We start from the raw sequence: 25,366 nt of genomic DNA, 5'->3' as shown, positions 1-25,366 counted from the left end.
CGCGGCACCGGATCCGGTGCCGGAGAGACTACGATCGACAGGTGCAGGCCCTGTTCCGGCCAACCTCTAAAGGCTCATTCCTGCTGGAACTACTGTAGACACAACGGTAAGCAACCGGTGAGCGGCGGCGGGCACCACCCGTCCGGCGCCGGCCGGCTGAAGGAGAAGTTAGGACAGATCTGCGTGATCCCCACGACCGAGCTCAAGCTCAGCGCCATTGCCAAAGATGTCAAAAAGGCCAAGTCAAACGCCCTCGTCATTGCGGTCGGACAAGACGGAGATGGTCCCGTCCTGCTGGAGAATCCGTTGCCGGCCAAGGCGTCGAAGACGCTGCAGGAGTCCCTTCCGCTGCTCGGCGTAACCGGGGCCGCCGACGAGGTGCACCGCCTGCCGGGGCTGCCCGACTCCGGGGCAGATGTGGTGGTGCTGGCCGGCGTCGGGAAATTGCTGCCCGGGCAGGCGCTGACGGAAGAAACCCTGCGCCGCACCGCCGGCTCGGCTGTGCGGCAACTCGCCGGGGTCCGGTCGGTGGCCCTGGGCCTGCCGGCCGGAACAGTCGCCGAAGCCGCGGCTGTTGCCGAAGGCGCGGCCCTGGGGGCCTATGACTTCAGCGATCACCGCACCCGCGGGGCCGGGGTTCGCGGCCCGGTGGCGGAAGCCACCGTCATCACGCCGGTCGCCGGCGATAAGGAACTGGCGAAGGCGCTCAAGCGGGCCTCGGTGCTGGGACGGGCGGTCAACGCGACGCGCTCCCTGGTCAACCAGCCGCCGAGCCACCTGTACCCCGAGTCGTTCGCCGAGGCTGCCACGCAGATGGCCAGGAACCTGCCGGTCAAGGTCACCGTCCTGGACGAGAACCGGCTGGCCAAGGACGGCTACGGCGGCTTGACCGGCGTCGGCAAGGGATCCAGCCGCCCGCCCCGCCTGGTCAAGGTGGAATATGCGCCGGTCCGGGCCAAGGCGAAGCTCGCCTTCGTGGGCAAGGGCATCACCTTCGACTCCGGCGGCCTCTCGCTCAAGCCGGCCACGGGCATGATGACCATGAAGTGCGACATGGCGGGCGCGGCCGTGGTACTGAACGCCGTCCTGGCCATCGCCGAGCTGGGACTGCCGGTGAAGGCCACCGCGTGGCTTTGCCTGGCGGAAAACATGCCCTCCGGCACCGCCTCCCGTCCCTCCGACGTATTAACCATGTACGGCGGCAAGACGGTGGAAGTGCTGAACACGGACGCCGAAGGCCGGCTGGTCATGGCCGACGGACTCGCTGCCGCCAGCGAGGAACACCCCGATGTCCTGTTGGACGTCGCAACCTTGACAGGTGCGCAGATGGTCGCGCTGGGAAGCCGGGTGGCCGCGATCATGGGCGAAGAACCGGTACGTGATGCCGTCAAGGCCGCCGCCGACAGGGCGGGGGAACTGTTCTGGCCGATGCCGCTGCCGGAAGAACTTCGTCCCAGCCTGGACTCGCAGGTGGCAGACCTGTCCAACATGGGCGACAAGTACGGCGGCATGCTGACGGCCGCGATCTTCCTGCGCGAGTTCGTGGGCGAATCCGGCGGCGTGCGCATCCCGTGGGCCCATCTGGACATCGCCGGTCCGGCCTTCAACGAAGGCTCTCCGCACGGCTACACCCCGAAGGAGGGCACCGGCGTCGCCGTCCGCACGCTGGTTGCCTATGCTGAGGATGTGGTGGCCCGCAGCTCCTGAGTCTGCATCCCCGCCGCTTCCCCGCGTGAATCCGCACACAATCCGGCCTGTTGGGGCCGTCACCAACTAGATGATGGTATGCGGGAGGGCTAAGGTGAAACCCAACCAACTTCGTTCGTCAACCCCAATCAACTCATCGACGTGTCACCACACGTTGCGAACACGCGAGGGAGCGTTCACGTGGCCGATTCGGCAACAGCGCAAGAATTCGACATCCTGATCCTCGGCGGCGGCAGCGGCGGTTATGCCGCTGCCCTCCGCGCCGTGCAGCTGGGCTTCAGCGTCGGCCTGGTGGAAAAGGGCAAGCTCGGCGGCACCTGCCTGCACAACGGCTGCATCCCCACCAAGGCGCTGTTGCATTCGGCCGAGCTGGCCGACCACGCCAAGGACGCCGCGAAATACGGCGTGAACGTTAGCCTCGATTCCATCGACATGGCTGCCGTCAATGCCTACAAGGACGGGGTCATCGCCGGAAAGTTCAAGGGCCTGACCGGCCTGGTCAAGTCCAAGGGCATCACCGTCATCGAAGGTGAAGGCAAGCTCGTCGGCAAGGACACCATCGAGGTCGGCGGCACCGCCTACAAGGGCAAGAACATCGTCCTGGCCACCGGTTCCTACTCCAAGACCCTCCCCGGACTGGAAATCGGCGGCAAGGTCATTACCTCCGACCACGCCCTGAAGATGGACACCCTGCCCAAGAGCGCCGTGGTGCTCGGCGGCGGCGTCATCGGCGTCGAGTTCGCCTCGGTATGGAACTCGTTCGGCGTTGACGTCACCATCGTCGAGGGCCTGCCCTCGCTGGTGCCCAACGAGGACCCGGCCATCATCAAGCAGCTGGAGCGCGCGTTCAAGAAGCGCGGCATCAAGTTCAACACCGGCGTTTTCTTCGAAAAGGTGGAACAGAACGACGACGGCGTGGTGGTCACCCTCGCCGACGGCAAGACGTTCCAGGCCGACCTGATGCTGGTTGCCGTGGGGCGCGGGCCGAGCACCGCAGGACTGGGCTTCGAGGAAGCCGGCCTCACGGTTGACCGCGGCTTCGTGATCACCAACGAGCGGCTGCACACCGGCGTCGGCAACATTTACGCCGTCGGCGACATCGTCCCGGGCGTCCAGCTGGCCCACCGCGGATTCCAGCAGGGCATCTTCGTCGCCGAGGAGATCGCCGGCAACAAGCCGGCCCTCATCGAAGACATCAACATCCCGAAGGTCACCTACTGCGACCCGGAGATTGCCTCCGTCGGCCTCAACCAGCCGCAGGCCGAGGAGAAGTTCGGCAAGGACAACGTGGAAACCGTGGAGTACAACCTGGCCGGCAACGGCAAGAGCTCGATCCTGGGCACCAGCGGCATGATCAAGATGGTCCGCGAAAAGGACGGCCCCATTGTGGGCATGCACATGATCGGCGGCCGCATCGGCGAGCAGATCGGCGAGGCGCAGCTGATCGTCAGCTGGGAAGCCTACCCGGAGGACGTCGCCGCCCTCATCCACGCGCACCCCACGCAGAACGAGGCCCTCGGCGAAGCCGCCATGGCCCTGGCCGGCCGCCCGCTGCACGGGTAACAAGCCCTCCCCTGGTGCACCCGTCCCCGCCGGACGGGTGCACTAGGCTCAAGACAAGACTCGATGTACCGGCCAGGCCGGAAAAATAGACTCAAAGGAGAACGGGCACCACATGTCTGAAACCGTGAACTTGCCCGCCCTCGGTGAAAGCGTCACCGAAGGCACTGTGACCCGCTGGCTGAAACAGGTCGGCGACCGGGTCGAAGTCGACGAACCCCTGCTCGAGGTGTCCACCGACAAGGTCGACACCGAGATCCCCTCTCCGGTAGCCGGTGTGATCGAAGAGATCCTGGTGGCCGAGGACGAAACCGCCGACGTCGGAGCCCCGCTGGTGCGCATTGGCGACGGTTCCGGCTCAGGCGAGGCCGCCGAAGAAGCGCCGGCGGCGCAAGAAGAAGCGGAAGCTCCCCAGCAGGAGGCCCCGAAGCAGGAGGAGCCCCGGGAGGAGGCCCCGAAGCAGGAGGAGCCCCGGCAGGAAGCCCCTGCCGAGGAAGCTCCGGCCGCCGGTTCCGGCGAGGGCACGGAAGTCACCCTCCCGGCCCTGGGCGAAAGCGTTACCGAAGGAACGGTCACCCGCTGGTTGAAGCAGGTGGGCGACACGGTCGAGGTCGATGAGCCGCTGCTCGAGGTCTCCACCGACAAAGTCGACACCGAGATCCCGTCCCCGGTGGCCGGCACGGTACAGGAAATCAAGGTCGCCGAGGATGAGACCGCCGAGGTCGGTTCAGTGCTCGCCATCATCGGCACCGGTGCCGGCCCCGCCAAGGCGGAGCCGAAGGGAGCAGAGCCGGTGGCCGCCGCGCCCGCCGAGGACCGCGAAGCCCCGGTGGCGGAACCGGCCGCCGAACAGCCGGCCGCAGAAGCCCCGAAGGCCGAGGCGCCCAAGGCCGAAGCGCCGGAGGCAACAGCCCCCCAGGCGGCACCTGCCCCGGCCGCCGCCGAGACCGCCGCCGGCCCGGACGCCGGCTACGTCACCCCGCTCGTGCGCAAGCTGGCCAACCAGCACGGCGTGGACCTGTCCACCGTCAAGGGCACCGGCGTGGGCGGACGCATCCGCAAGCAGGACGTGCTGGAGGCAGCCGAAGCCGCCAAGCCGGCCGCAACTCCCGCAGCCGCCGCAAAGGCTCCGGCAGAGGCCGCGGCCTCGGCGAAGCGCGGCACCGTCGAGAAGGCGCCGCGGATCCGCCAGGTGATCGCCCGCCGGATGCGCGAATCACTCGACGCGTCCACCCAGCTCACCCAGGTCCACGAGGTCGACATGACCAAGGTGGCCAAGCTGCGCGAGCGTGCCAAGAAGTCCTTCCAGGAGCAGAACGGCGTCAAGCTGACCTACCTGCCCTTCATCGCCAAGGCCGTCGCGGAGGCGCTCAAGCAGCATCCGAAGCTGAACGCCGAGTACGACGAGGAAAAGCAGGAGATCACGTACCACAACGCAGAGCACCTGGCGATTGCGGTGGATACGGACAAGGGCCTCCTCGTCCCGGTGATCAATGACGCCGGCAGCTTGAACCTGGCCGGCCTGGCGGGCAAGATCGCCGATGTTGCCGCACGTACCCGCAGCAACAAGATCGCTCCCGACGAACTCTCCGGCGGGACCTTCTCGATCACCAACATCGGCAGCGTCGGGGCCCTGTTCGACACGCCGATCATCAACCAGCCGCAGGTGGGAATCCTCGGTACCGGCGCCATCGTCAAGCGGCCCATGGTGGTCCAGGATGAGAACGGCGACGATTCGATCGCCATCCGCTCGATGATGTACCTGTCACTGACCTACGACCACCGTTTGGTCGACGGCGCAGATGCCGGCCGTTTCCTGCAGACGCTGCGGGCGCGCCTGGAAGCCGGACAGTTCGAGGCGGACCTGGGCCTCTAGCCCGGACTGCCCCGCGCGACGCACGAATCAGCGGCGGGCTGCGTTCCCCAGTGGACGCAGCCCGCCGCTGTGCTCTGCCGCCCTCGGCCCCCAGCCGTACTACGCAAGGTAGAAAAACCCGGTGCCGTCGCGGCATGGCGCGGATCCGCGCGCTTCCCCGGCCGATAAGCTGGGCCCATGGAGATCCTTTACAACATTTTCGTCTTCCTGCATATCGTCGGTGCTGCCATGATCGTCGGCATCTGGATCGGCAACATGAAGAAGCCCACGGTCCACCCCCGCCAGTTCGACGGCGCCGCCCTGCAGCTCATTACCGGCATCATCATGATGGGCCTGATCCCGGCCTTGGCCATGGACGCCGACTACGTGAAGCTGACCATCAAGCTTGTCATCGGGCTCGTCGTGGGCGTCCTCGCGTTCATCGGCCGCCGCAAGTACAAGGCCGGCGAGCCGATTTCCACCGGTCTGGCCCACTCCGTGGGCGGCCTGGCGCTGCTTAACGTCGCCATCGCCACCCTCTGGAACTGACCTTACGAATTCCCGCGCTGCGGCCGGCCCCGATCCGGGGCCGGCCGCAGTGGCTTTAACGGTGCCGCCGGACAGTCCGGCGCAACTCCCCTAGGATGAGGATGACGGCACCGGCCGACTCTGGCCGGGACCGGCGGAAAACGCATCCTGTACATCGACCAAGGAGGACACATGGCTACAACACGTTCTGCCAGCACCGAGTGGAACGGCGACCTGTTTAGCGGCGCCGGCCAGACTACGTTCGAAACGTCCGGGATCGGCACCTACGATGTCACCTGGAAGGCACGTGCGGACCAGTCCGAAGGAAAGACCAGCCCCGAAGAACTGCTGGCCGCCGCCCACGCCACCTGCTACTCGATGCAGTTCAGCAACATGCTCAAGGAGAACGGGACCACCGCCGAGAGCATTAAGACCTCGGCTGCCGTGGATTTCGTGCCGGGCACCGGCATCACCGAGATTCGCCTGACCGTGAACGCGACCGTGCCCGGAATCAGCGAGGACGACTTCCAGCGCCTGGCCTCCGGCGCCAAGGACACCTGTCCTGTTTCCGGCGCCCTGGCCTCAGTGCCGAGCATCACGATTGATGCCACCCTGGCCGGCTAGCGCACAAATCTTTCGTTGAAGAACCCCGGGCACCTTCGGTGTGCCCGGGGTTCTTCAATGTTCAGCCCGGCGCTCAGCCGGCCTCCTGCGGACGCGGCGGCAGCGGTCCGGGGCGCAGCACGGGATAACCGGCCCGCGCCGGCGGCTGGTCGGTCGGCAGTTCGCCCAGCATCTCCTTGAGGATGCCGACGCTGTGCTCCAGCTGCGGGTCCTCCCCCGCCCCGTACGCATGGGGCGGGAACGGCACCTCGATGTCCGGGTCCACCCCGTAGTTCTCCACGCCCCAGCCCACGCCCTGGGTGAACCAGAACGCGTACCGTGGCTGCGTGACACCGGTGCCGTCGGCCAGCGAGAACTTCGCGTCGATGCCAACCACCCCGCCCCAAGTCCGCGTCCCGACCACGGGGCCGATTCCGCGCAGCTTGCTCACCTGGGTGATGATGTCGCCGTCGGACCCGGCGTATTCATCGGTGAGGACGACGACGGGGCCCCGCGGCGCATGTGCCGGGTACGTGCCCGGCTGCTCGCCGCGCGCGAGGTTCCATGCGGTGACCTTGCGACCGATCAACTCGGCCACCAGCTGCGAGGTATGGCCGCCCCGGTTGCGCCGTACGTCGATGACGAGCGCGTCCTTGGCGGTCTCCACATCCAGGTCGCGGTGCAATTGTGCCCAGCCGCGCGCCACCATGTCCGGAATGTGGAGGTACCCGAAGCGTCCGTTCGATGCCTCGCGGACGTTGCGGCGGTTTCCGGACACCCAGTTCTGGTACCGGAGCCGCTCCTCGTCGCGGATGGGGACCACGGCGATCCGCCGCTGCAGGCCGGCTTCCGGGCTGCCCGCTCCGTTAACGATGGTCAGTTCAACGGTCTTGCCGGCCGCGCCGACCAGCAGCGGCGCCGGGCCTGCCAGCGGATCCACGGGGATGCCGTCCACCGCCGCGATCACGTCGCCCGGGTCCACGGCTGCGCCCGGAGCCGTCAGCGGGGACAGCGCCAGCGGATCCGATGATTCTCCGGCGAGGATCTTCTGCACGGTCCAGCCCGCCTCGGTCCGCGCCAGGTCGGCGCCGAGCCGCCCCTGTTTCCCGGAGCCCGGTTCCGCGACCGGCGGAGGCGAAACGTACGCATGCGAGGTGCCGAGTTCGCCGTGCAGCTCCCAGAGCAGGTCCACCAAGTCGTCGTGCGACCCAAGTCGTTCCACCAGGGGCCGGTAACGGTCGTAGACGCCTTGCCAGTCCAGCCCGGCCATGTCCTCGGCCCAGTAGAAGTCGCGCTGCAGCCGCCAGGCCTCGTCGAACGCCTGTCCCCAGACCTTGAGCGGTTGGAGCGTGACCCGGATCCGGCTCAGGTCGACCTGCACGCTCTCGGGCGAGTCGTCGTCGACCTTCCCGGCGGCCGGCACGGCCTTCACCTGCGCCTTGTGCACGTACACGATCCGTTTGCGGTCCTGGGACACCTCATAGGCGTCCACGGCCGGTACCAGCACGGAAACCTCCCGGCGGGAGAGGTCGAACCGCTCCAGCCGCTGGGCCTGCTCCGGCTCCTCCGCCGACGCGCGTCCCTCTCCGGTGACACCGGCGGGATCACTGGCCAGCCACAGCAGGGCTCCTTCGACCGCGCTGAGGTCCGTGTAGCGGCCTTGCTGGACCGGGACCGGGATGATCCGCTCGGCCAGCCGTTCGGCGTCCACAACCACCTCGGTGACCGCGGGCGCGGCCTGGTCCTCCCCGTTCGGGGAACCGTCTGGCTCCTTCCCCGCTGCCGGCGGCGCGTCCGGCAGCGTGCCGTGCACCGACGGGCCGAACGGCGAAGACGTGGCCGCGGCCAGGGCCACCAGGAACGGCTTGGTCGATTCGGGGAAACCCAGATCGAAGCTGTGGGTGGAATAGACCGGATCGAAGCTCCGTTCGGAGAGGAACGCGGCGAACTTGCCGTCCGGCGTGAAGGCCGGCCCATGGTCGCGGAAACGTCCGTCGGTCACGTCGACGATACCGCCGGTGCCGTCGGCCCGGGCCAGCCGCAGGCGGGTGCGGGTGCCCTCCGCGGTGACCGGCTCGACCCACAGGATCCAGCGGGAATCCGGTGAAAAGACCAGCTCGCCAACGGCCCCGTGGTCGGTGCCGGAGAGGCGGCGCAGCTCCCCGTTTCCGGCGTCCAGGACCAGTACCTGCCCGTATTCGGTGGCCACTGCCGCCAGCGCCCCGTCCGGACTGGCGGCAAGCGCGCTCACCCGGTCCGGTCCGGGCAGCTCCACGCGGCGCAATTGCTGCGGCTCCAGCGCTTCGGCGGAACGCGCGTCCGGTTCCCGGCTCTCCGTGCCGGCGCCTTGCTTTCCGCCGGAACGCACCTCCACGATGGGCTGGGATTGGGTCGGATGGACGACGGCGGAGGCGGACACCGGGCGAGGCAAGCCGTCGGGCTCCGGTTCGGCGGGGGCCGGCGCGGTTGCGGCGGGAGCAGGCTGGTCGCCCCGGGGAAGTTGTTCGAAGACCTGGCGGATGTAGAGGGCTTCCTCGCCGTCGTGGTCGGCGACGTAGACCACGCGCGTGTCGCCGAGGGGCCGCGCCAGCCGGGCGCGGACACCGGGCGTCGATTCCACCGCGCGCGAAGGCCCGTCCCGGTGGGTCAGCCAGTGCACTGTGCCGTGCGTTTCGATGACGGACGCGGTTCCCTTGGGATTCGGGACGGCGGACGCCAGGTGCTGTGCCACGTTGAGTGGGCGGCCGCGGCGGCTCGTGGATGCCGAGCCGAGCGTGATCCGGAGCCGGCGCGGTGCCGCGTCCAGGGAGTCGAGGAGCCAGAGTTCACCGGCGGATTCGAAGACCACCCGGTTGCCGTCCGTCGCGGCATGGCGGACATAGAAACCGTCGTGGTCGGTATGCCGGCGGAGGTCTGTTCCGTCCGGCCGCAGCGAATACAGATTGCCGTAGCCTTCGTGGTCGCTCAGGAACGCGATCCGGTTGCCGATCCACATCGCGTCTGCCAGGTTGCCGTCGAGATCGGCCGCCAGGCGCTCGAACTCGCCGCCTCCGTCCCGGTCGATCCACAGCTTGCCGGCCGTGCCGCCGCGGTAACGCTTCCACCAAGCCGGTTCGCGAGAGAGCACGCTCCCGACCACCAGCGGACGCTCGTCACCGAGTTCCGGCCCGAACGCGATCGAGTCGACGGGCCCGAAGGGCAGGACCCGGGCCCCGGAGCCGTCCAGCGGCACAGCGTAGGCCCAGGTATGACGCGACTCTTCACGTTCGAAGGAACTCGTCACCAGGGCGTCGCCCGCGGGCGTGAATCCTTTTACCTTGGTGGAGGCATGCCCCCAGTACGTCAGCTGGCGGAACCCTCCACCGTCGACCGACGCGGTGACAGCCTCGGGCGCGCTGGCCTGCACCACACCCCAGGCCAGGTGCTGCCCGTCCGGCGAGAACCTGGGGTTCCTGGCCGGCAGTTGCAGCGACGAGACACGCCACGCCCTGCCGCCGGCAATGGGTGCAACCCACACGTCGTCCTCTGCGACGAACGTGACAAGATCGCCGTGCACGTGCGGGTAGCGGAAGTAGCTCGATGAAGTCATGCCTCGATCTTAGTCACGGCCTGCGCCGGCCCTGGGGTCATCGGAGCGGCGGGGCGCCTCATGGACGGCCTGGATCAGCCAGCCGGCGTCCTGCCTGACCATCTCCAGTTGGACCCGTTGCACGCGGGGTTCGGTGCGTCGTCCCACCACGCTGCCGTCGGCGGCCACCTGCCGGAACGCCGACGTGGTGACCATCGCGGCCACCGTTACTTTTCGTCCGCCTTGCGCCGCTGGATCAGCAATTACGTCCTCCACCGTGGTTTCGAGGCCCTCGAGCCAACTCCCCGAGCCTGCCAGTGCCGCGATGATCTCCCGGTCCGTTTCCATGACGGCCGTTCCGGGGACGTTAACCCGGTCGAGCAGCGTCGCATCGCGCGTCCTGACCGCTTCGGTGCGCAACCAGGTTAGGGCGGGCACGGCCGCGGCTGCATCGTCGCCCCGCAGCGCCTGCCCCAGGGCCTTCGGCAGGACCCGGGCCTCGGGGGGAGAAGGCGGCTGTGCTTCGCGCTGCCCCGCGGACACCTGTTGCACGGACTGGCCGCGGCCAGGCGACCGCCCGGCGTCTGCGCCGTTCGGCGGAGCAGGCGCCAAGGCGCCCGCCAGGGCGGACAGCAGTCCCGCTGCCGCCGCCGCCGCGGTCATCGCCAGTACTGCCGTGGCCCACCGGCCGGCGGCCGGCCGGGCATCGCCCCGGGACCGAGGCCGGGTCCGGAGCCGGGGAAACGGTGGCAGCGGTCCCCTGTCCCGGCGGCCCGCCGACTTTCCCGCCGCCTGCCGCCGGGTCAACAATTGGCTGGCAACGGAATGATGCGCCGACGCCGTCAAATCCAGCGCCTCCGGCTTTGCGGCCCGAATCGCCCGGCGGGCGAACTCCGCCGCCGAGGGGCGCTCCCCCGCACGCTCGGCCAGTCCGTCTTCCAGGAGGGCCACCAGAGCATCCGGCACCTCGGGCACCAACGCCGCCAGCGGCGGCCGCTGTGCGGTGGCACCGGGCACCCGGCCGGTGAGCGCGAACCAACCGATGGCCGCCAGCGCATAGATGTCTGCTTCGGGATCCAGGTCCCCTCCGCCGGACCCGCCGCCCGGTGCCCCGAACCCCGGCGTGCCCGCCGCCGGCGGGCGGTCGCTGCCCAGCGCACGGGCGACACCCAGGTCGGCCAGCAGCGGCTTGCCCACGGCGGTGAACAGCACATTGCCGGGCGAGACGTCCCCGTGCACGGTCCCGATCCCGTGCAGGTAATCCAGGACCTGGGCGACCGGAGTCAGAATCGTTACCGCCTCGCCCACGGCCAGCGGTCCGCGGGCGGCGACGAGTGCCGCGAGCGAGCCGCCGGCAGCATACTCCAGCAGCAGCCCCGGCCCGCGATCAGTTTCCACGTAACCATGGACGGGCAGCAGGTGCTCATGCCGCGCGTCCGTCAACAGGGACAGTTCATGGTCGGCGGCAGCAGCAGCCGCGGTCCCCTGCTGCCCCTCCGCCGCAATCGCCCAGGGCGCTGGCTCGCCCTCCCCGGCGGCGGATCCGTGCCGGGCCGCGCGCCGCACGGGCGGCGGGCCTCCCGCGTCGTCGGTGGAGGGAGCAGGCGGCACGAACAGCACCTTCAGTGCATACTCCGTTCCGGTCGCCGTATCGCGGACAAGCCAGACTGAGGCTGATGCGCCGCTGCCCAGCCATCGCTGCACATGCAACCCCGGCGCCGCCGGGCGCGGCGGTTCCGGCTCGACGGAGGCTGCGCCAGGTGTCTGCCCATCTTCCATGGACCACTTCTACTCCGTCCGACTGCTGCGCGCAGAAGTTATCCACAGCAATTGTGGCGCTACACAAATAGCAGTGCCCGGCCCTCGAAGCGTAGTCTTGCTGAATGGCTCTTGAGTTTTCACGACTGGGCTTCGCCCCTGACTACGTCGACTATGAAGAAGGCTGGGCGCTGCAGCGCAAGCTGCACGCTGAAGTCGTGGCTGGGACGGCGCCCAGCACCGTGCTGTTGCTTGAGCACAGTGCCGTCTACACCGCCGGCAAGCGCACCGAAGACCATGAGCGGCCGCTGGACGGCACCCCCGTGGTCAGTGTGGACCGTGGCGGCAAGCTGACCTGGCACGGCCCCGGCCAGTTGGTGGGTTATCCCATCGTGGCCCTTCCCGATCCCACCCGGGTGGCCGACTATGTCGACATCCTCGAGCAGGTCCTGATTAACGTGCTCGCCGATTACGGCGTGGCCGGCACCAGGATGGAGGGCCGCTCCGGCGTCTGGATCGAGGCCGACGAGCGCGGCCCCGCCCGCAAGATCGCCGCCATCGGCATCCGCGTCAACCGCCGGGTAACCATGCACGGCTTCGCGCTTAACTGCCGGAACGAGCTGGCACCCTACAGCCAGATCATTGCCTGCGGCATTACCGACGCCGGCACCACCACCATCCAGGCCGAGACCGGGCTGGACGTTGCCCCGGCCGACATAGCAGACCGGGTGGAGGCAGAACTCCGCTCGTTCGAAACATCACTGGTCAAGACGGGCACTCCCGGACCCGCGGCCACCGACACCGACACTGGCCACCGCCAGACCGAAGGAGCCCTGTTGTGACGCTCGCCCCTGAAGGACGCCGCCTGCTGCGCGTCGAGGCCCGCAATGCCGCCACCCCCGTGGAGCGCAAGCCGGACTGGATCAAGGCAAAGGTCAACATGGGCCCCGAGTACGTGGGCATGAAGAACCTGGTCAAGAAGGAGGGGCTGCACACCGTCTGCGAAGAGGCAGGCTGCCCCAATATTTTTGAATGCTGGGAAGACCGCGAGGCAACATTCTTGATCGGCGGATCCGAGTGCACGCGCCGCTGCGATTTTTGCCAGATTCACACGGGAAAGCCTTCCCCCGTCGACATCCTGGAACCCACGAAGGTCGCCCAGTCGGTCCAGCAGATGAACCTGCGCTACGCCACCGTCACCGGCGTCGCCCGCGATGACCTGGCCGACGAGGGCGTGTGGCTCTACGCCGAGACCATCCGGAAGATCCACGAACTCAACCCGGGCACCGGCGTCGAAATCCTGATTCCGGACTTCTCCGGAAAGCCCGAACACATCGCGGCCATCTGCGAAGCCCAACCGGAGGTGTTCGCGCACAACGTGGAAACCGTGCCCCGGATCTTCAAGCGCATCCGGCCGGCCTTCCGCTATGAGCGTTCGCTGGACGTCATCACCCAGGGCCGCGACCACGGCATGGTTACCAAGTCCAATCTGATCCTGGGCATGGGCGAGACCCGCGAAGAAATTTCCGAGGCGCTGCGCGATCTCCACGCAGCCGGCTGCGACCTTGTGACCATCACCCAGTACCTGCGGCCGACCGAGCGCCACCACCCGGTGGAGCGCTGGGTGAAGCCGGAGGAGTTCGTGGAACTGAGCCAGGAGGCCGAGGAAATCGGCTTCCTGGGTGTGATGAGCGGACCGCTGGTGCGCTCGTCCTACCGTGCCAGCCGTCTCTGGGCCACCGCCATGCGCAAGAAGGGCCTGGAGCTTCCGCCCCAGCTCGCGCACATCGGCGAGTCCGGCAGCACCCGCCAGGAAGCCGCCACGCTGATGGCTGCCCGGTAACTGAACCGCCGGAACCGCGGTCCGGGAGCCTGCCGGCTGCCGGACCGTTGCCGTGTCCGCATCCGGCACGAGAGCCTCCTCCGTCACGATAGAATTGGACATTATGGCCCATAGCACCGATTCCGACGCCCCGAAGCGGGGTCTCTTCTCACGCAAGCCCAAGGCTGGGAAACCGTCCAAAGCCAACAAGCAGCCCGGCCGGCTGAAGCAGATCGGCCAGGTCTTCCGGATGACCCGGCGCAACGACCCGAACGTTGTCTGGTTCATGCTGTTGGCGTTCCTCGGCATCGTCGCCGTCGGCCTGGTCATTGGCCTGCTGATCAACAACTGGGTCACGCTGCTGATCATCTCCATCCCGCTGGGCCTGCTGGCCGCCACCTTCATCCTGTCGCGGCGCGCCGAACGTGCGGCGTTCTCGCAGATCGAGGGCCAGCCCGGTGCTTCCGGGGCGGCGCTCAGCGTGCTGCGCCGCGGCTGGATCCTGCAGGACCAGCCGGTGGCCGTGAACCCGCGCACGCAGGACGCCGTATTCCGCGCCGTGGGCCGCCCCGGCATTGTGCTGGTAACCGAGGGCCCCTCGCACCGGGTGCGGCAGCTGGTCGAGTCGGAGCGGCGCCGGATGCGCCGCATCCTGCCCAACGTCACGATCCATGTGATCGAGACCGGCCGCGGCGAAGGCCAGGTGGAGCTGAGCAAGGTGGCCAAGACCGTGCAGAAGCTCAAGAAGGAACTGACCAAGCAGGAAGTCAGCGCCGTGGACAAGCGGCTGTCGGCCCTGGGCAGCAACAAGCTCCCCATCCCGAAGGGCGTGGACCCGTTCAAGGCCCGCCCGGATCGCAAGGCCATGCGCGGACGCTGATCCTCCCCCCTGACATCCCGAGAGGTTGCCGGTTCCCACCGGCAGCCTCTCGGGTTTAACGGGTTGGCGTTGATCGGGGTTGACGCACGCTTGGGCGCTGCCTCAGCGGCGCACCAGGACGGTGCCCATGGCACGATCGTGGAAGCCGCGCTGGTCGGGGTCGAAAATGACGGCCGGAATCACCAGGCACAGGAGGCCGGTGCGCACGACGGCGGCCAGCAACCCGGGCGCGGAGCCGTCGAGTTTGCGCACGTGGATGCCGAGCAGGCGGTGGCCGAAACTGTAGCCGAGCGTCCCCACCAGCAGCAGCTGCTCGACGGCGAACACTGCCAGGATGGCCAGCTGGCTGCCGCCCAGGAAGGCGTTCGCGATCGCATAGCACAGGAGCCAGTCAATGAGCAGCGCCACCATCCGGCGCCCCGGACGCGCAATCGAGCCGGAGCCGGACTGCGGGAGCCCGAGCCGCTGCCCGGGCCATTTCTGGATGTTGGACTGCGGGGGGCCTTCGAGCCAGGAACCAAGATCGCGTCTGCTTACCACCCCTCAAGTTTACCGGTCATGCCAGCCGCCGGCTTCCCCGGGGTGCGGGCCAGGAGTTGCTGCCGGTAAAGCGTGAAGACGCCAGACGGTAAACTTGCAGTGCACATCGATTTCGTAACCTGCCCGAAACAATTGCGACACTGTCGGGAAATTCCCTGCTCCTATTGTTGTAACTGTTGCCGGCCCCGTTCAGCGGAGGCAGGTTCCCCCAGAATGCGTAAGGAGCATGACCCCGATGTTCAAGAATGCGGACGAGGTCCTCAAGTACATCGCCGACGAAGACGTGAAGTTCGTCGATATCCGTTTCACTGATCTGCCCGGCGTCCAGCAGCACTTCAACGTGCCGGCCAAGACCGTTGACGCGGACTTCTTCGTGAACGGCCAGCTCTTCGACGGCTCCTCGATCCGCGGCTTCCAAGGCATCGCCGAGTCCGACATGCAGCTGATTCCCGATGTTTCCACCGCCTTCATCGACCCGTTCCGCGTCGAGAAGACGCTGGCGCTGAACTTCTCCATCGTGAACCCGCGCACCGGCGATCCCTACCACCGCGACCCCCGCGGCGTGGCCGAGCGCGCCGAAGCGTATCTGGCCTCCACCGGAATCGCCGACACCGCGTTTTTCGCCCCGGAAGCCGAATTCTTTATTTTCGACGACGTCCGCTACCAGTCCAGCCCCGAGCATTCCTTCTACAGGGTGGACTCGGTCGAGGCGTACTGGAACTCCGGGAAGAGGGAAGAAGGCGGGAACCAGGGGTACAAGACGCCGGTCAAGGGCGGCTACTTCCCGGTGGCCCCCACCGACAAGCAGGCGGACCTGCGCGACGCCATCTGCGTGGAGCTGGACGCCGTCGGCCTCGAGGTCGAGCGCTCCCACCACGAGGTCGGTGCCGCCGGCCAGGCCGAGATTAACTACAGGTTCAGCACTCTGACGCACGCCGCCGACGATCTGCTGAAGTTCAAGTACATCGTCAAGAACGTTGCCGACGCCTGGGGCAAGTCCGCCACGTTCATGCCCAAGCCGGTGTTCGGCGACAACGGCTCCGGCATGCACTGCCACCAGTCGCTGTGGACCGCCGGGCAGCCGCTGTTCTACGACGAGAAGGGCTACGCCGGCCTCTCCGATACCGCCCGCTGGTACATCGGCGGCCTGCTCAAGCACGCCTCCGCGGTCCTGGCGTTCACCAACCCGACGGTGAACTCCTACCGCCGGCTGGTCAAGGGCTTCGAGGCCCCGGTAAACATGGTCTACTCGCAGGGCAACCGGTCGGCCGGCATCCGCATCCCGATCACCGGCTCCAACCCCAAGGCCAAGCGCATCGAGTTCCGCGCTCCGGACCCCAGCTCGAACCCCTACCTGGCATTCGCGGCGCAGCTGATGGCGGGTCTGGACGGCATCAAGAACCGCATCGAGCCGGCCGACCCGATCGACAAGGACCTGTACGAGCTGCCCGCCGAGGAAGCCAAGGACATCCAGAAGGCTCCGGGTTCGCTGGAGGAAGCGCTCGAGGCACTGGAGGCGGACAACGAGTTCCTGCAGGCCGGCGGTGTCTTCACCCAGGACCTGATCGACACCTGGATCGCCTACAAGCGCGAAGAGGAAATCGCGCCGCTGGCCGCCCGCCCGAACCCGTACGAATTCGAGCTCTACTACGGCTGCTAGCGAGAATACGCGGCTAAACGGGGTTGAGTCCGCAGGGAGTCCGCACGAGCTGCCAGCACTTCGGTGACAGCAGCTTGTGCGGACTCTTCTTTGTCCGGAACCATGTGCCTTAAGTGTCGTCTTGGCTGAACCGTGGCGCAGGCACCACTGAACCACCTTCATATTCAGTCCGGAGGCTATAAACAGCGTGGCCATGGCCACCTACGGATTCCTCGGCGGCGCGTTCGGACTCACCGCCGCATCAAACTCTCGCACTGCCGGTCACACCTCCGGTGACAAGCAGACCTCAGTACAAAGCAAAGCGCCCCGTCAACTTTCACAGGCGGCGAGGCGTTTGCTCGTTATCGGCTCTGCACGGGGAGCCCGGACGAGACGTTTCACCACCACGCTGATTACGTTGATATTGGTGGCTCGCACCCCACGGCCGGCAAGATCCCCATAAGACCGGGCGCTGCCACGATGTTGCAGGCGGCGGCCCAGTTTCCCCCAGAGGCAGGGCCGCGGCCAACCCCTAAGTTCGCGAGGCGCAAGGGCCGCTCCCCTCCGAAGCCCCCTTTGGGGACCACTTCCCCCAACGTTGGCCCGGCCCTGAATCCCCAATAGGTTGCGCTACCTGAACAGGACCGGGCCCGGGGTCCGCAACGGTACTCCCGCAAGAACGCGACACGCCGGAGTTTGAGCCACGCCGATAACGGGTACGTGAACAAGGCCGCCAGCACTAGATCGAGGCCGCCGCTGATTGATCATTTTCGTTCTCCTGCGCCCAACGATTGGAGATTTCTTAGGAACCGGGAAGTTGAAGTTACCGCGCTAAGAAGGGCTTCAGGAGTGTCGTATTTTCCATCCCGGATGTATTCGCACAGGAGGTCCGTTGCTTCAGGATGTTTCAGAATGAAATCGATGATTCCGGTACCTTCTTCTACGATGCTGTAGCGAGCGTCGTAGACATCGGTGTACTCGCGGTAACATCCGGCCAGCCCGTGTTGGTCTCCCTCCGTGACGAGCACTCGGGCAAGCGTGGCCCCGACACTGATGATGTTCCTTTGGGAGCCGATGCCGATTTGTCCGGGCCAGGGAGAATGAACGAGTCCGTTTACTAAGCTGATGGCGTCGCGGATTTCCTGTCGGACGTTGTGGCCCGCGCTGTCGCGGTCAGTCAGACGGGCCAGCATGATTTTTCCCGGATTCAAGCGAGCGCGCCATATGCCGCTGTTAGCGACTCGCGCACGTGCATGGAAGTACGTATCCTGTGCCGTGCTGATCCACAGGGCTAGCTTGACCGGAGAGCGGCGGTAGTGCCGGTACAGGTGGCTCACGACAAGGCCGCGCTCGGCTGCCGCGCATCGTCCGATCAGGTCCACGAATGCGGTAACGCCGGCCGGGTCCAGCCTCTCGGTTATGGCAAGCGCCATGGAAAACGCCTTCGGGCGGGTCTTGCCGCGAAAGGCTCTTGTTACCACGTCTAGAGTTTCCGGTGAGACGTGGATCGGCGGTTGCAACTCCTGTTCCTTTGCCGCGGCTTGCCGCACAGGCGAGCTCTTAGGAGCACTCCTTGGTTCTATCGAGGACACCAAGGACCCGGAGAGCGCGTTGTTGAGGCGAAGGCGTCCCGTGAGAATCGGGAGGTCCGAGACCGTAATCCAAGCATTTTTTGGCCGCTTCAAAAGGGGGGCGCTGGGAACCCGGCCGGGACTGTATTGCGTTCGGGCAAGCCATGCCAACGCTTCTAATTCCTGGGAGAAATAGGAGACTGGATAGGTAGGCTGGTGAACATCTCGAAAGAACTGCACGATCGTTTGCTCGACCGGGGTGATTCCCACTAGCGCCATGCGCGTAACCGGAAGATGTTTTGCGAACTTGTTCAGCGCGCCAGAACTGGCAGCACACATCCCCCGCATATCTACCAACATCGGGCTTCGCTCACCGCTTGCCAACGCCTCTACCCGTGAGATCGCTGCCGCCGCGTCGGAGTCCGTGATCGAAGCCTCCGCGGGCCACCGAACAAAAAGGACGCCTTCAGTTAGATATCGGATCTCAGGGCGACAAAGGACACCTGGTCCTGAGGATGACTGCCTGTATTCCAGCGTAGATGAGGGAAATACTGTGTGCACCGGTAGCCTTTGGGAAATTTTCGGTAATGTTTCATCAAGGACGGGTAAAGTGTAGACCGAGAAACCCAATACTTCAACCTTCAAGCAATCAGTAAACTTACTAACCCTTTGGCCCCTTAGAGCCGTATTTTTGTCAGCATCCTTAGCTAAATCGCGTACATTCATGGCTACGAGGATTAATTGTGGAGGCCGGCACCGAGGGACGTCCCCCATGCTTTCGTGCGACGAGCAATCCGTCTCGGGCTTCAGCACTTGGAACACTCAGCCGTTATCTGTCTCGGCTTCGAGCGCGTTCAATTGAGTGAAGATGTCACCCAATTCCGCAGCGTCTCAGATGCCTCTCGGTACTCACGCATGATCTTCAGCACTTGCTCTTCACGGACACCCTTGCCTCTGTACGAGTGCTGCAGGCGCAGACCCTCAATCTCCTCGTCGCCATGCTCAGCATCCGCATGACATTCCGCTGGGAAGCGCTTTGCGAGGCGCTGGAGAATTTATTCAGCAACAGTCCAAGGCACTATGAGGCCCGTTGCGTCATCGAAAGCCAGTTCGTGTTCGGGGACTTCTTCAAAAGTGAGGCCGAGCTTAACCGATAGCAGCCTTAGGTCTGCCACGGGAGGAGCCTCATGCGTTCTCTGTGCTCCCGGCGTTTTCACCCGTCATCCGATCGGGGCCGCACCGGTGAGCCGCCGCCGGAAAGTGCCTCGGCTGAAACGTCGAGGCGTGGCAAAATGAACCCTATGGGCGAGAGCGGGGGGCCCGCACCTCAAAGCCGGACGCCGCGACCGGTCAGGGCCGCGCTCATCGGCGCTGCCGTCACCTTCCTGGTGTTCCTGGTCATCCTGCGCGTCGGGTTCGCCTATTCCCTGGTGCTGACCGCCACCGCACTGCTGTTCGCGGGAGTGGTGGCGATCATCCGCAGCGCGCTGCGCGGGTAAGGCGCGGTGCGCCGCTCAGCCCGTCCCGGTGGGTCTCGGTGACCGCGTGTCAGCTCTCCCGGTGTGTCTCGGTGACGGCGGTCAGCAGGAACACCGAGTCCTCGGATGCCTCCACCGAGTGCCGCTCCTGCGGGATCACGGCGAGCTGGTTCTCGTTCACCGCCATGCGGCCGGACGCGGACACCACGGTGACCGCCCCTTCCAGGACCAGCAGCGTGCCGGCCAGCGGAGCGTTGTGCTCCCCCAGTTCGGCGCCTGCCTTCAAGGCCAACACCGTCTGGCGCAACGGACCGTCCTGGGCCACCAAGGCGGCACTGCGTCCGTGCGGGGCTCCGACGGCCACGGCCAGGTGTTCGCGTCCTAGCGCGTCGATGTCGGTCATGTCCGGCGCCTCCTTCGGTTGGGTTCCGGCCTCAGCCTAACGCGGAGCCCGGTTCCCGGCCACACCGGCGGGGCGAGGCCCGACGGCGGCGCCCCCCGCGCATCGGAGGGGCACCGCCGTCGGCCGGTCAGAGGACCTTGGCCAGGAAGTCCTGGGTACGTGCCTGCTGCGGAGCGCCGAAGAGTGCCTCCGGCCTGCCTTCTTCCACGATGTAGCCGTCGGCCATGAAGATGACACGGTCAGAGACTTCGCGGGCGAAGCCCATCTCATGGGTGACCACGACCATGGTCATGCCTTCGGCCGCCAGGTCCTTGATGACCTGCAGCACCTCCCCCACCATTTCCGGGTCCAGGGCGCTGGTGGCCTCGTCGAAGAGCATGATGTCGGGGTTCATGGCCAGTGCCCGCGCGATGGCGACGCGCTGCTTCTGCCCGCCGGAGAGCTGGGCCGGGCGGGCGTCGGCTTTCTCGGACAGCCCGACCCTCTCCAGCAGTTCCAGGGCCTTGTTCCGTGCTTCGGCCTTGCCGAGCTTCTTGAGCTCCACCGGGGCCAGCATGATGTTCTCCAGCACCGACTTGTGCGGGAACAGGTTGAAGTGCTGGAAGACCATGCCGATGTGCTGGCGCACCTTGTCCAGGTCGACCTTCGGGTCGGTCAGGTCGAAACCGTCGACGACCACGGTTCCCCCGCTGATGTCCTCCAGCTTGTTCAGGCAGCGCAGGAAGGTCGACTTGCCCGAGCCGGACGGCCCGATCACGCAGACGACTTCGCCTTCGGCCACCTCGACGTCGAGGCCCTTGAGGACCTCGTTGCTGCCAAAGCTCTTTTTCAGTCCGGCGACGTGAATCTTGCTCACTTGTTGAACCTCTTATCCAGGATGTTGGAAAGCTTGATCAGCGCGGTGATCACCACGAAGTACAGCGCCGCCACGATCAGCAGGGTTTCGCCGGTGCGGAAGTTGGAGGCGTAGATCTGTTGGCCCTGGTAGGTCAGTTCGGCGAAACCGATGACCGCCAGCAGGGAGCTGTCCTTGAGGGTGATGACGAACTGGTTGATGAAGCTGGGGGTCATGATCTTGACCGCCTGCGGGATCACGACCTTCTGCATGGATTTGACGTAGCCCAGGCCCAGGCTGCGGCTGGCTTCCATCTGGCCGGGATCCACGGACTGGATGCCGCCGCGGACGATCTCCGTCATGTAGGCGCCGGCGTTCAGGCTCAGGGTCAGCACGCCTGCGGTGAGGACGTCGATCGGCGCGCCGGTCAGCTGCGGCAGGCCGAAGTAGAAGAAGAACGCCTGGACCAGCAGCGGCGTGCCGCGGAAGATGCCCACGTAGGTGGTCGCGATCCCGCGCAGCACGATCCGGCGGGATACCTTCAGGAACCCGAAGGCGACGCCCAGGACTAGGCCGATGAGGATGGACAGCGCCGTGGCGAACAGCGTGAGCCCCAGGCCCTTCATCAGGGCGGGGAGGCTGTCTGTCAGCAGCTGCCAGAAGCTGCTCTTCCCGGCGGTCTCCGGCGAGGCGAGGTACTTGTCCAGGATCTGCTGGTATTCGCCGCTGGCCTTGAGTTCGGCCAGGCCGGCGTTGAAGGCCTGGATCAGTTCGGGATTCTGGTCCTTGTTGACCGCGAAGCCGTAGGAACTTCCGCGTTCCTTCTCCGTGACGGCCTTCAGCCCGTTGTTCTGGGCGATGCCGTAGGCCAGCACCGGGTAGTCATCGAAGACTGCCACGGAGTTGCCGGCCTTGACGTCGTCGTACATCGTGGCCGACTGGTCCAGCGGCTTGACCGTGAACCCGTACTCTTCTGCGATCGAGTCGGCGAAGGCTTCACCCTCGCTGCCGCGCTTGACCGCGACTGTCTCGCCCGCGAGGTCCTCGTACGACGTGGTCTCGTTGTTGCTCTGCGCCACGGCCATCTGCACGCCCGAGTCGAAGTACGGGTCGGAGAAGTCGAAGACCTGCCGGCGTTCGTCCGTGATGGACATGCCGGCAATGACTCCATCCACCTGGTTGGACTGCAGGGCCTGCAAGGCGGCGTCGAACCCGAGCGAGCGGATTTCCACCTCGAAGCCCTGGTTCTCGGCGATCGCGCGCAGCAGGTCCATGTCGATGCCGACCAGTTCGCCGCCCTGGCGGAACTCGAAGGGCGCGAACGTCGTGTCGGTACCGATAACGTAGCTCTCGCCGCTGGCGCTCTGCGGTGCCTGGGCCGCAGCCGCGGCCGCGTTGCCGCCGAAGACAAGCGAGAGCACCGCCAGCAGCCCGGTCAGGGCCAGCAGGCGCCGTCCCAGCCCGGTGCGTTGGAGGGTGTGCAAACTAAACAGCTCCTAGATTTGTTCTCAGGGCACGCCTGTACAAGGCGCAAAAGATCCTCATTGAGGGTACAGACCGGTGACCGGCGGCACCACTTGGCGTCGGGGAGGCTAGGTGCCGTAACCGTAGAAGTAGCGCTCGAAGATGGCCCGGGCGCGGCGGGTGAGGCGCAGGTAGTCTTCCTCGATCGCCGCGGCGTTCCCGGGCTCGTACCCGCACCAGCGTGCCACCGCTTCCAGGTCCCTGCGCGAGGCGGGCAGCACGTCGGAGTTCTTGCCCGCCCAGATCACATTCGCCGACCGGATCCGCGTGGCGAGGCTCCAGCTCCGGCCGAGCGTGGCGGCGTCGTCCCCCGGGAGCAACCCTGCGGCTGCGATGGCGGAGAGCGCTTCGAGCGTGTTGGTGGTGCGCAGCTCCGGGAGCTTCCGGGCGTGCTCCAGCTGCAGCAGCTGGACCAGCCACTCCACATCGCTGAGTCCCCCGCGGCCGAGCTTCAAATGGCGGGCCGGATCGGCGCCACGCGGGAGCCGCTCCGATTCCACCCGCGCCTTGATCCGCCGGATCTCGCGCACCTGGTCGCTTCCGAGCCCGTCCGGGTAGCGGACCGCATCCACGAGCGCGATGAACTCGTCCGCCAGGTTGTCGTCTCCGGCCATTGGCCGGGCGCGCAGCAAGGCCTGTGCCTCCCAGACCAGGGACCAGCGCTGGTAATACTCGCGATAGGAGTCCAGCGAGCGCACCATCGGCCCGTTCTTGCCTTCCGGCCGCAGCGCAGCGTCCACTTCGAGCACCCGTTCGGCCAGCACGGGTGGCGTGCATGGCTGCTTCAGGAGGGAAGAGATCCGCGTGATGATGCGCTCCGCCTGCTGCTGGGCTTGGCCGGGGTCGGCCCCCGGCAACGGCCGGTGCACGTACATAACGTCGGCATCCGAGCCGTAGCTGATTTCGCGTCCGCCCTGCCGGCCCATGGCCACCACCAGCAGGGCCGTTAGCCGTTCCTCGGACTCCAGCACGGAGGTTTCCGCCACATGGAGCGCGCCGAGCACGGCGGCGCGGTCGGCGTCCGCCAGCGCGGCGCCGACCTGGGACTGGTCCAGCAGCCCGGAGGAGTCGGCGAGCGCGATGCGCAGCGTTTCCCGGCGGCGGATCAGCCGGATCAGCCGGATGGCCTCTTCGGGCACCGGATGGCGGGACATCTTGGACCGGATTTCCTGCCACTGGGCGTCGAAGCTGAGCGGTACGAGGTCCTTGTCGGTGCCCAGCCAGGCCGTGGACTCCGGCGAGACCTCCAGCAGGTCCGTGATGAAGCGGCTGCTGGAAAGAATGTGGCACAGGCGTTCGGCGGCCGAGCTCGAGTCGCGCAGCATGCCCAGGTACCAGTGGGAGTCTCCCAGACGTTCGCTCAGCCGGCGGAAGCCCAGCAGGCCCGCGTCCGGGTCCACTCCGGACGCGATCCATTCCAGCAGGACCGGAAGCAGCTGGCGCTGCAGCAACGCCTTCCTGCTGACCCCGGCGGTCAGGGCCTCGATGTGCCGCATCGCACCACGCGGGTCTTGGTAGCCCAGCGCGGCCAGCCGGCCCTGTGCCGCCTCCGGGGTCAGCCGCACCTCGTCCAGGCTCAGGTTGGAGGCGGCCGCCAGCAGCGGCCGGTAGAAGATGCGTTCATGCAGCGCCCGCACCCGGCGCTTGGTCTGCTGCCACTTCTCCAGCATCTCGGCCGGCGCCGGACGCCTCTCGAGCAGCGCGCCCTGCGCGGCTTTGGCCAGCACGCGCTGCGCCTGCTCGTCGTCGGGCATCAAGTGGGTCCGGCGCAGGTTCACCAACTGGATCCGGTGCTCCAGCACGCGCAGGTACCGGTAGGCTTCGTCGAATTCCTGCGCGTCGGCGCGCGAGATGTAGCCCGCCGCGCTCAACGCGGCGATGGCCGACGTCGTGTCACGCTGGCGGATGGAATCGTCTACCCGGGCATGCACCAGCTGCAGCAATTGGACCGTGAATTCGACGTCGCGCAGCCCGCCGCGGCCCAGCTTGATCTGGCGGCCGCGCTCGTGGGCCGGGATGTTTTCGGTGACCCGGCGGCGCATGGCCTGCACCGACTCGACGAACCCTTCCCGTTCCGACGAGGACCACACCAGCGGCGACACCGCTTCCTCGTACCGGCGGCCCAGCCCGGCGTCCCCGGCCACGGCCCGGGCCTTCAGGAGCGCCTGGAACTCCCAGCTCTGCGCCCAACGCCGGTAGTACGTCAGGTGCGAGTCCAGCGTGCGGACCAGCGGTCCGTCCTTGCCCTCCGGGCGCAGGTTGGCGTCGACTTCCCAGAGCCCGGGCTCGGGGCCGGGTGAGTTGATGGCGCGGGCCGTTCCGGTGGCCAGCGCCGCGCCGATCGCCCCGGCATCGCCGTCCGCGAGCCCGTCGGCTTCCACGACGTAAACCACGTCGACGTCGGAAATATAGTTCAGTTCGCCGGCCCCGCACTTTCCCATGCCGATGATGGCCAGCCGCACTGCCGCGACGTCATCGGTGCCGTACCGTTCCGCTGCTTCGGCCCGGGCCACCGCCAGCCCGGCGTCCAGCGCGGCCGCGGCCAGGTCCGCCAGTTCCAGGGCGGCGTCCGGCAGGAAATCGACCGGGGAGGCTGCGGAGAGATCGCGGATCGCCAGCGCGGACAGGTGCCGGCGGTACGTGCTCCGCAGGGCGATGTAGGCGTCCTTGCCCGACAAGGAGGCGACCGGTTGTCCCGACAACGGGTCCGCCCCGACGGACCGTAGCAGCGAGCTGCGCAGCCGCGACGCCGGCACCCGGCCGGGTTCCGGTCCTATATCCGTGTCGAGGACGTCCAGGTGCTCCGGCCGGCGGAGCAGGAAGTCCGACAGGGCCTCCGAAGCCCCGAGCAGCCGGAACAGGGCTTCGCTGCCGTCTCCGCCCATGTTGATGACGTCGGCCAGGGTCGGGTTTTTCTCCAGCAGCCGCACCAGTGATACCAGTGCCTGGTCCGGGTCGGCGCTGACCGCGAACCCGGCCTCCAGCCGGTCCTGGCTGATGCCGGACAACTCCTTGGCCTGGAGGAACCGGGTGCTGCGCTCCAGGTCGTGGAACCCTCGGGCGATCAACCGCCGGTTCGTCAGCACGTCCCCGCC

The 25,366-nt window shown here is 67.0% G+C and carries 19 protein-coding genes; 11 read left to right on the top strand and 8 right to left on the bottom strand.

Annotated elements, in window-relative coordinates:
* The first annotated feature begins 183 nt into the window (after positions 1 to 183).
* The 5 genes from AC5RV3_RS00445 (at position 184) to AC5RV3_RS00425 (ending at position 6,274) form a co-directional block, all read left to right on the top strand.
* Entirely contained in the window at positions 184 to 1,707 is a 1,524-nt protein-coding gene (locus tag AC5RV3_RS00445) for a leucyl aminopeptidase (protein WP_494120505.1), read from the top strand.
* 180 nt (positions 1,708 to 1,887) lie between these two features.
* A complete protein-coding gene (lpdA, locus tag AC5RV3_RS00440; protein WP_494013827.1) occupies positions 1,888 to 3,270 on the top strand; it encodes a dihydrolipoyl dehydrogenase in 1,383 nt (460 codons plus the stop codon).
* A gap of 112 nt (positions 3,271 to 3,382) precedes the next feature.
* Positions 3,383 to 5,143 carry a 2-oxoglutarate dehydrogenase, E2 component, dihydrolipoamide succinyltransferase gene (sucB, locus tag AC5RV3_RS00435; RefSeq protein ID WP_494120504.1) on the top strand — a complete coding sequence of 587 codons (1,761 nt, stop codon included), beginning with the start codon at positions 3,383 to 3,385 and terminating at the stop codon, positions 5,141 to 5,143.
* A gap of 177 nt (positions 5,144 to 5,320) precedes the next feature.
* The gene (locus AC5RV3_RS00430; RefSeq protein ID WP_494120503.1) at positions 5,321 to 5,671 is read left to right on the top strand and encodes a hypothetical protein; all 351 of its coding nucleotides are present in this window, start codon (positions 5,321 to 5,323) and stop codon (positions 5,669 to 5,671) included.
* Between the two features lie 171 nt (positions 5,672 to 5,842).
* Positions 5,843 to 6,274, top strand: coding sequence for an OsmC family peroxiredoxin (locus tag AC5RV3_RS00425; protein ID WP_493987444.1), 432 nt, complete (start codon positions 5,843 to 5,845; stop codon positions 6,272 to 6,274).
* A 73-nt stretch (positions 6,275 to 6,347) separates the two neighbouring features.
* Here AC5RV3_RS00425 and AC5RV3_RS00420 read toward each other — a convergent pair whose 3' ends face one another.
* Together AC5RV3_RS00420 and AC5RV3_RS00415 are read right to left on the bottom strand one after the other, a co-directional pair.
* Complete coding sequence (locus tag AC5RV3_RS00420; RefSeq protein WP_494120502.1) at positions 6,348 to 9,842, bottom strand: S41 family peptidase; 3,495 nt, start codon at positions 9,840 to 9,842, stop codon at positions 6,348 to 6,350.
* 9 nt (positions 9,843 to 9,851) lie between these two features.
* Entirely contained in the window at positions 9,852 to 11,600 is a 1,749-nt protein-coding gene (locus tag AC5RV3_RS00415; protein ID WP_494120501.1) for a protein kinase domain-containing protein, read from the bottom strand.
* 104 nt (positions 11,601 to 11,704) lie between these two features.
* On the opposite strand from AC5RV3_RS00415, the gene lipB reads away from it, so the two are divergent.
* From lipB to AC5RV3_RS00400, 3 genes are all read left to right on the top strand, one after another.
* Entirely contained in the window at positions 11,705 to 12,421 is a 717-nt protein-coding gene (gene lipB / locus AC5RV3_RS00410; protein ID WP_494120500.1) for a lipoyl(octanoyl) transferase LipB, read from the top strand.
* A complete protein-coding gene (lipA, locus tag AC5RV3_RS00405) occupies positions 12,418 to 13,422 on the top strand; it encodes a lipoyl synthase (RefSeq protein ID WP_493987448.1) in 1,005 nt (334 codons plus the stop codon). The genes lipB and lipA overlap by 4 nt, the downstream gene beginning before the upstream one ends.
* Positions 13,423 to 13,525: 103 nt before the next feature.
* Positions 13,526 to 14,281: a DUF4191 domain-containing protein gene (locus AC5RV3_RS00400; protein ID WP_494113365.1), complete on the top strand. Its 756-nt coding sequence runs from the start codon at positions 13,526 to 13,528 to the stop codon at positions 14,279 to 14,281.
* A 102-nt stretch (positions 14,282 to 14,383) separates the two neighbouring features.
* On the opposite strand, the gene AC5RV3_RS00395 is transcribed toward AC5RV3_RS00400, so the two are convergent.
* Complete coding sequence (locus AC5RV3_RS00395; RefSeq protein WP_494120499.1) at positions 14,384 to 14,821, bottom strand: RDD family protein; 438 nt, start codon at positions 14,819 to 14,821, stop codon at positions 14,384 to 14,386.
* A 235-nt stretch (positions 14,822 to 15,056) separates the two neighbouring features.
* Here AC5RV3_RS00395 and glnA point away from each other — a divergent pair, with 235 nt between their 5' ends.
* The gene (gene glnA / locus AC5RV3_RS00390) at positions 15,057 to 16,481 is read left to right on the top strand and encodes a type I glutamate--ammonia ligase (protein WP_494113363.1); all 1,425 of its coding nucleotides are present in this window, start codon (positions 15,057 to 15,059) and stop codon (positions 16,479 to 16,481) included.
* Between the two features lie 743 nt (positions 16,482 to 17,224).
* On the opposite strand, the gene AC5RV3_RS00385 is transcribed toward glnA, so the two are convergent.
* Positions 17,225 to 18,676 carry a SpoIIAA family protein gene (locus AC5RV3_RS00385; RefSeq protein WP_494120498.1) on the bottom strand — a complete coding sequence of 484 codons (1,452 nt, stop codon included), beginning with the start codon at positions 18,674 to 18,676 and terminating at the stop codon, positions 17,225 to 17,227.
* A gap of 317 nt (positions 18,677 to 18,993) precedes the next feature.
* Between AC5RV3_RS00385 and AC5RV3_RS00380 the strand changes: the two genes are divergently transcribed.
* Together AC5RV3_RS00380 and AC5RV3_RS00375 are read left to right on the top strand one after the other, a co-directional pair.
* Positions 18,994 to 19,188 (top strand): hypothetical protein, encoded by a 195-nt coding sequence (locus AC5RV3_RS00380; protein ID WP_494120497.1) that lies wholly within the window; start codon positions 18,994 to 18,996, stop codon positions 19,186 to 19,188.
* Positions 19,189 to 19,332: 144 nt separating this feature from the next.
* Positions 19,333 to 19,530, top strand: coding sequence for a hypothetical protein (locus AC5RV3_RS00375; RefSeq protein WP_494120496.1), 198 nt, complete (start codon positions 19,333 to 19,335; stop codon positions 19,528 to 19,530).
* Positions 19,531 to 19,579: 49 nt separating this feature from the next.
* On the opposite strand, the gene AC5RV3_RS00370 is transcribed toward AC5RV3_RS00375, so the two are convergent.
* The 4 genes from AC5RV3_RS00370 to AC5RV3_RS00355 form a co-directional block, all read right to left on the bottom strand.
* Complete coding sequence (locus tag AC5RV3_RS00370) at positions 19,580 to 19,912, bottom strand: cupin domain-containing protein (RefSeq protein ID WP_494120495.1); 333 nt, start codon at positions 19,910 to 19,912, stop codon at positions 19,580 to 19,582.
* A gap of 127 nt (positions 19,913 to 20,039) precedes the next feature.
* Complete coding sequence (locus tag AC5RV3_RS00365; protein ID WP_493987454.1) at positions 20,040 to 20,768, bottom strand: amino acid ABC transporter ATP-binding protein; 729 nt, start codon at positions 20,766 to 20,768, stop codon at positions 20,040 to 20,042.
* Positions 20,765 to 22,231 (bottom strand): amino acid ABC transporter substrate-binding protein/permease, encoded by a 1,467-nt coding sequence (locus AC5RV3_RS00360; RefSeq protein WP_494120494.1) that lies wholly within the window; start codon positions 22,229 to 22,231, stop codon positions 20,765 to 20,767. Before AC5RV3_RS00360 ends, AC5RV3_RS00365 begins: the two co-directional genes overlap by 4 nt.
* Positions 22,232 to 22,339: 108 nt before the next feature.
* Entirely contained in the window at positions 22,340 to 25,357 is a 3,018-nt protein-coding gene (locus AC5RV3_RS00355) for a bifunctional [glutamine synthetase] adenylyltransferase/[glutamine synthetase]-adenylyl-L-tyrosine phosphorylase (protein WP_494120493.1), read from the bottom strand.
* Positions 25,358 to 25,366 lie beyond the last annotated feature (9 nt).

This window comes from Arthrobacter sp. Y3221114 (genome assembly GCF_059092625.1).
The sequence above is the reverse complement of the archived record's forward strand: the minus strand, read 5'-3'. Positions and strand labels throughout refer to the sequence as shown.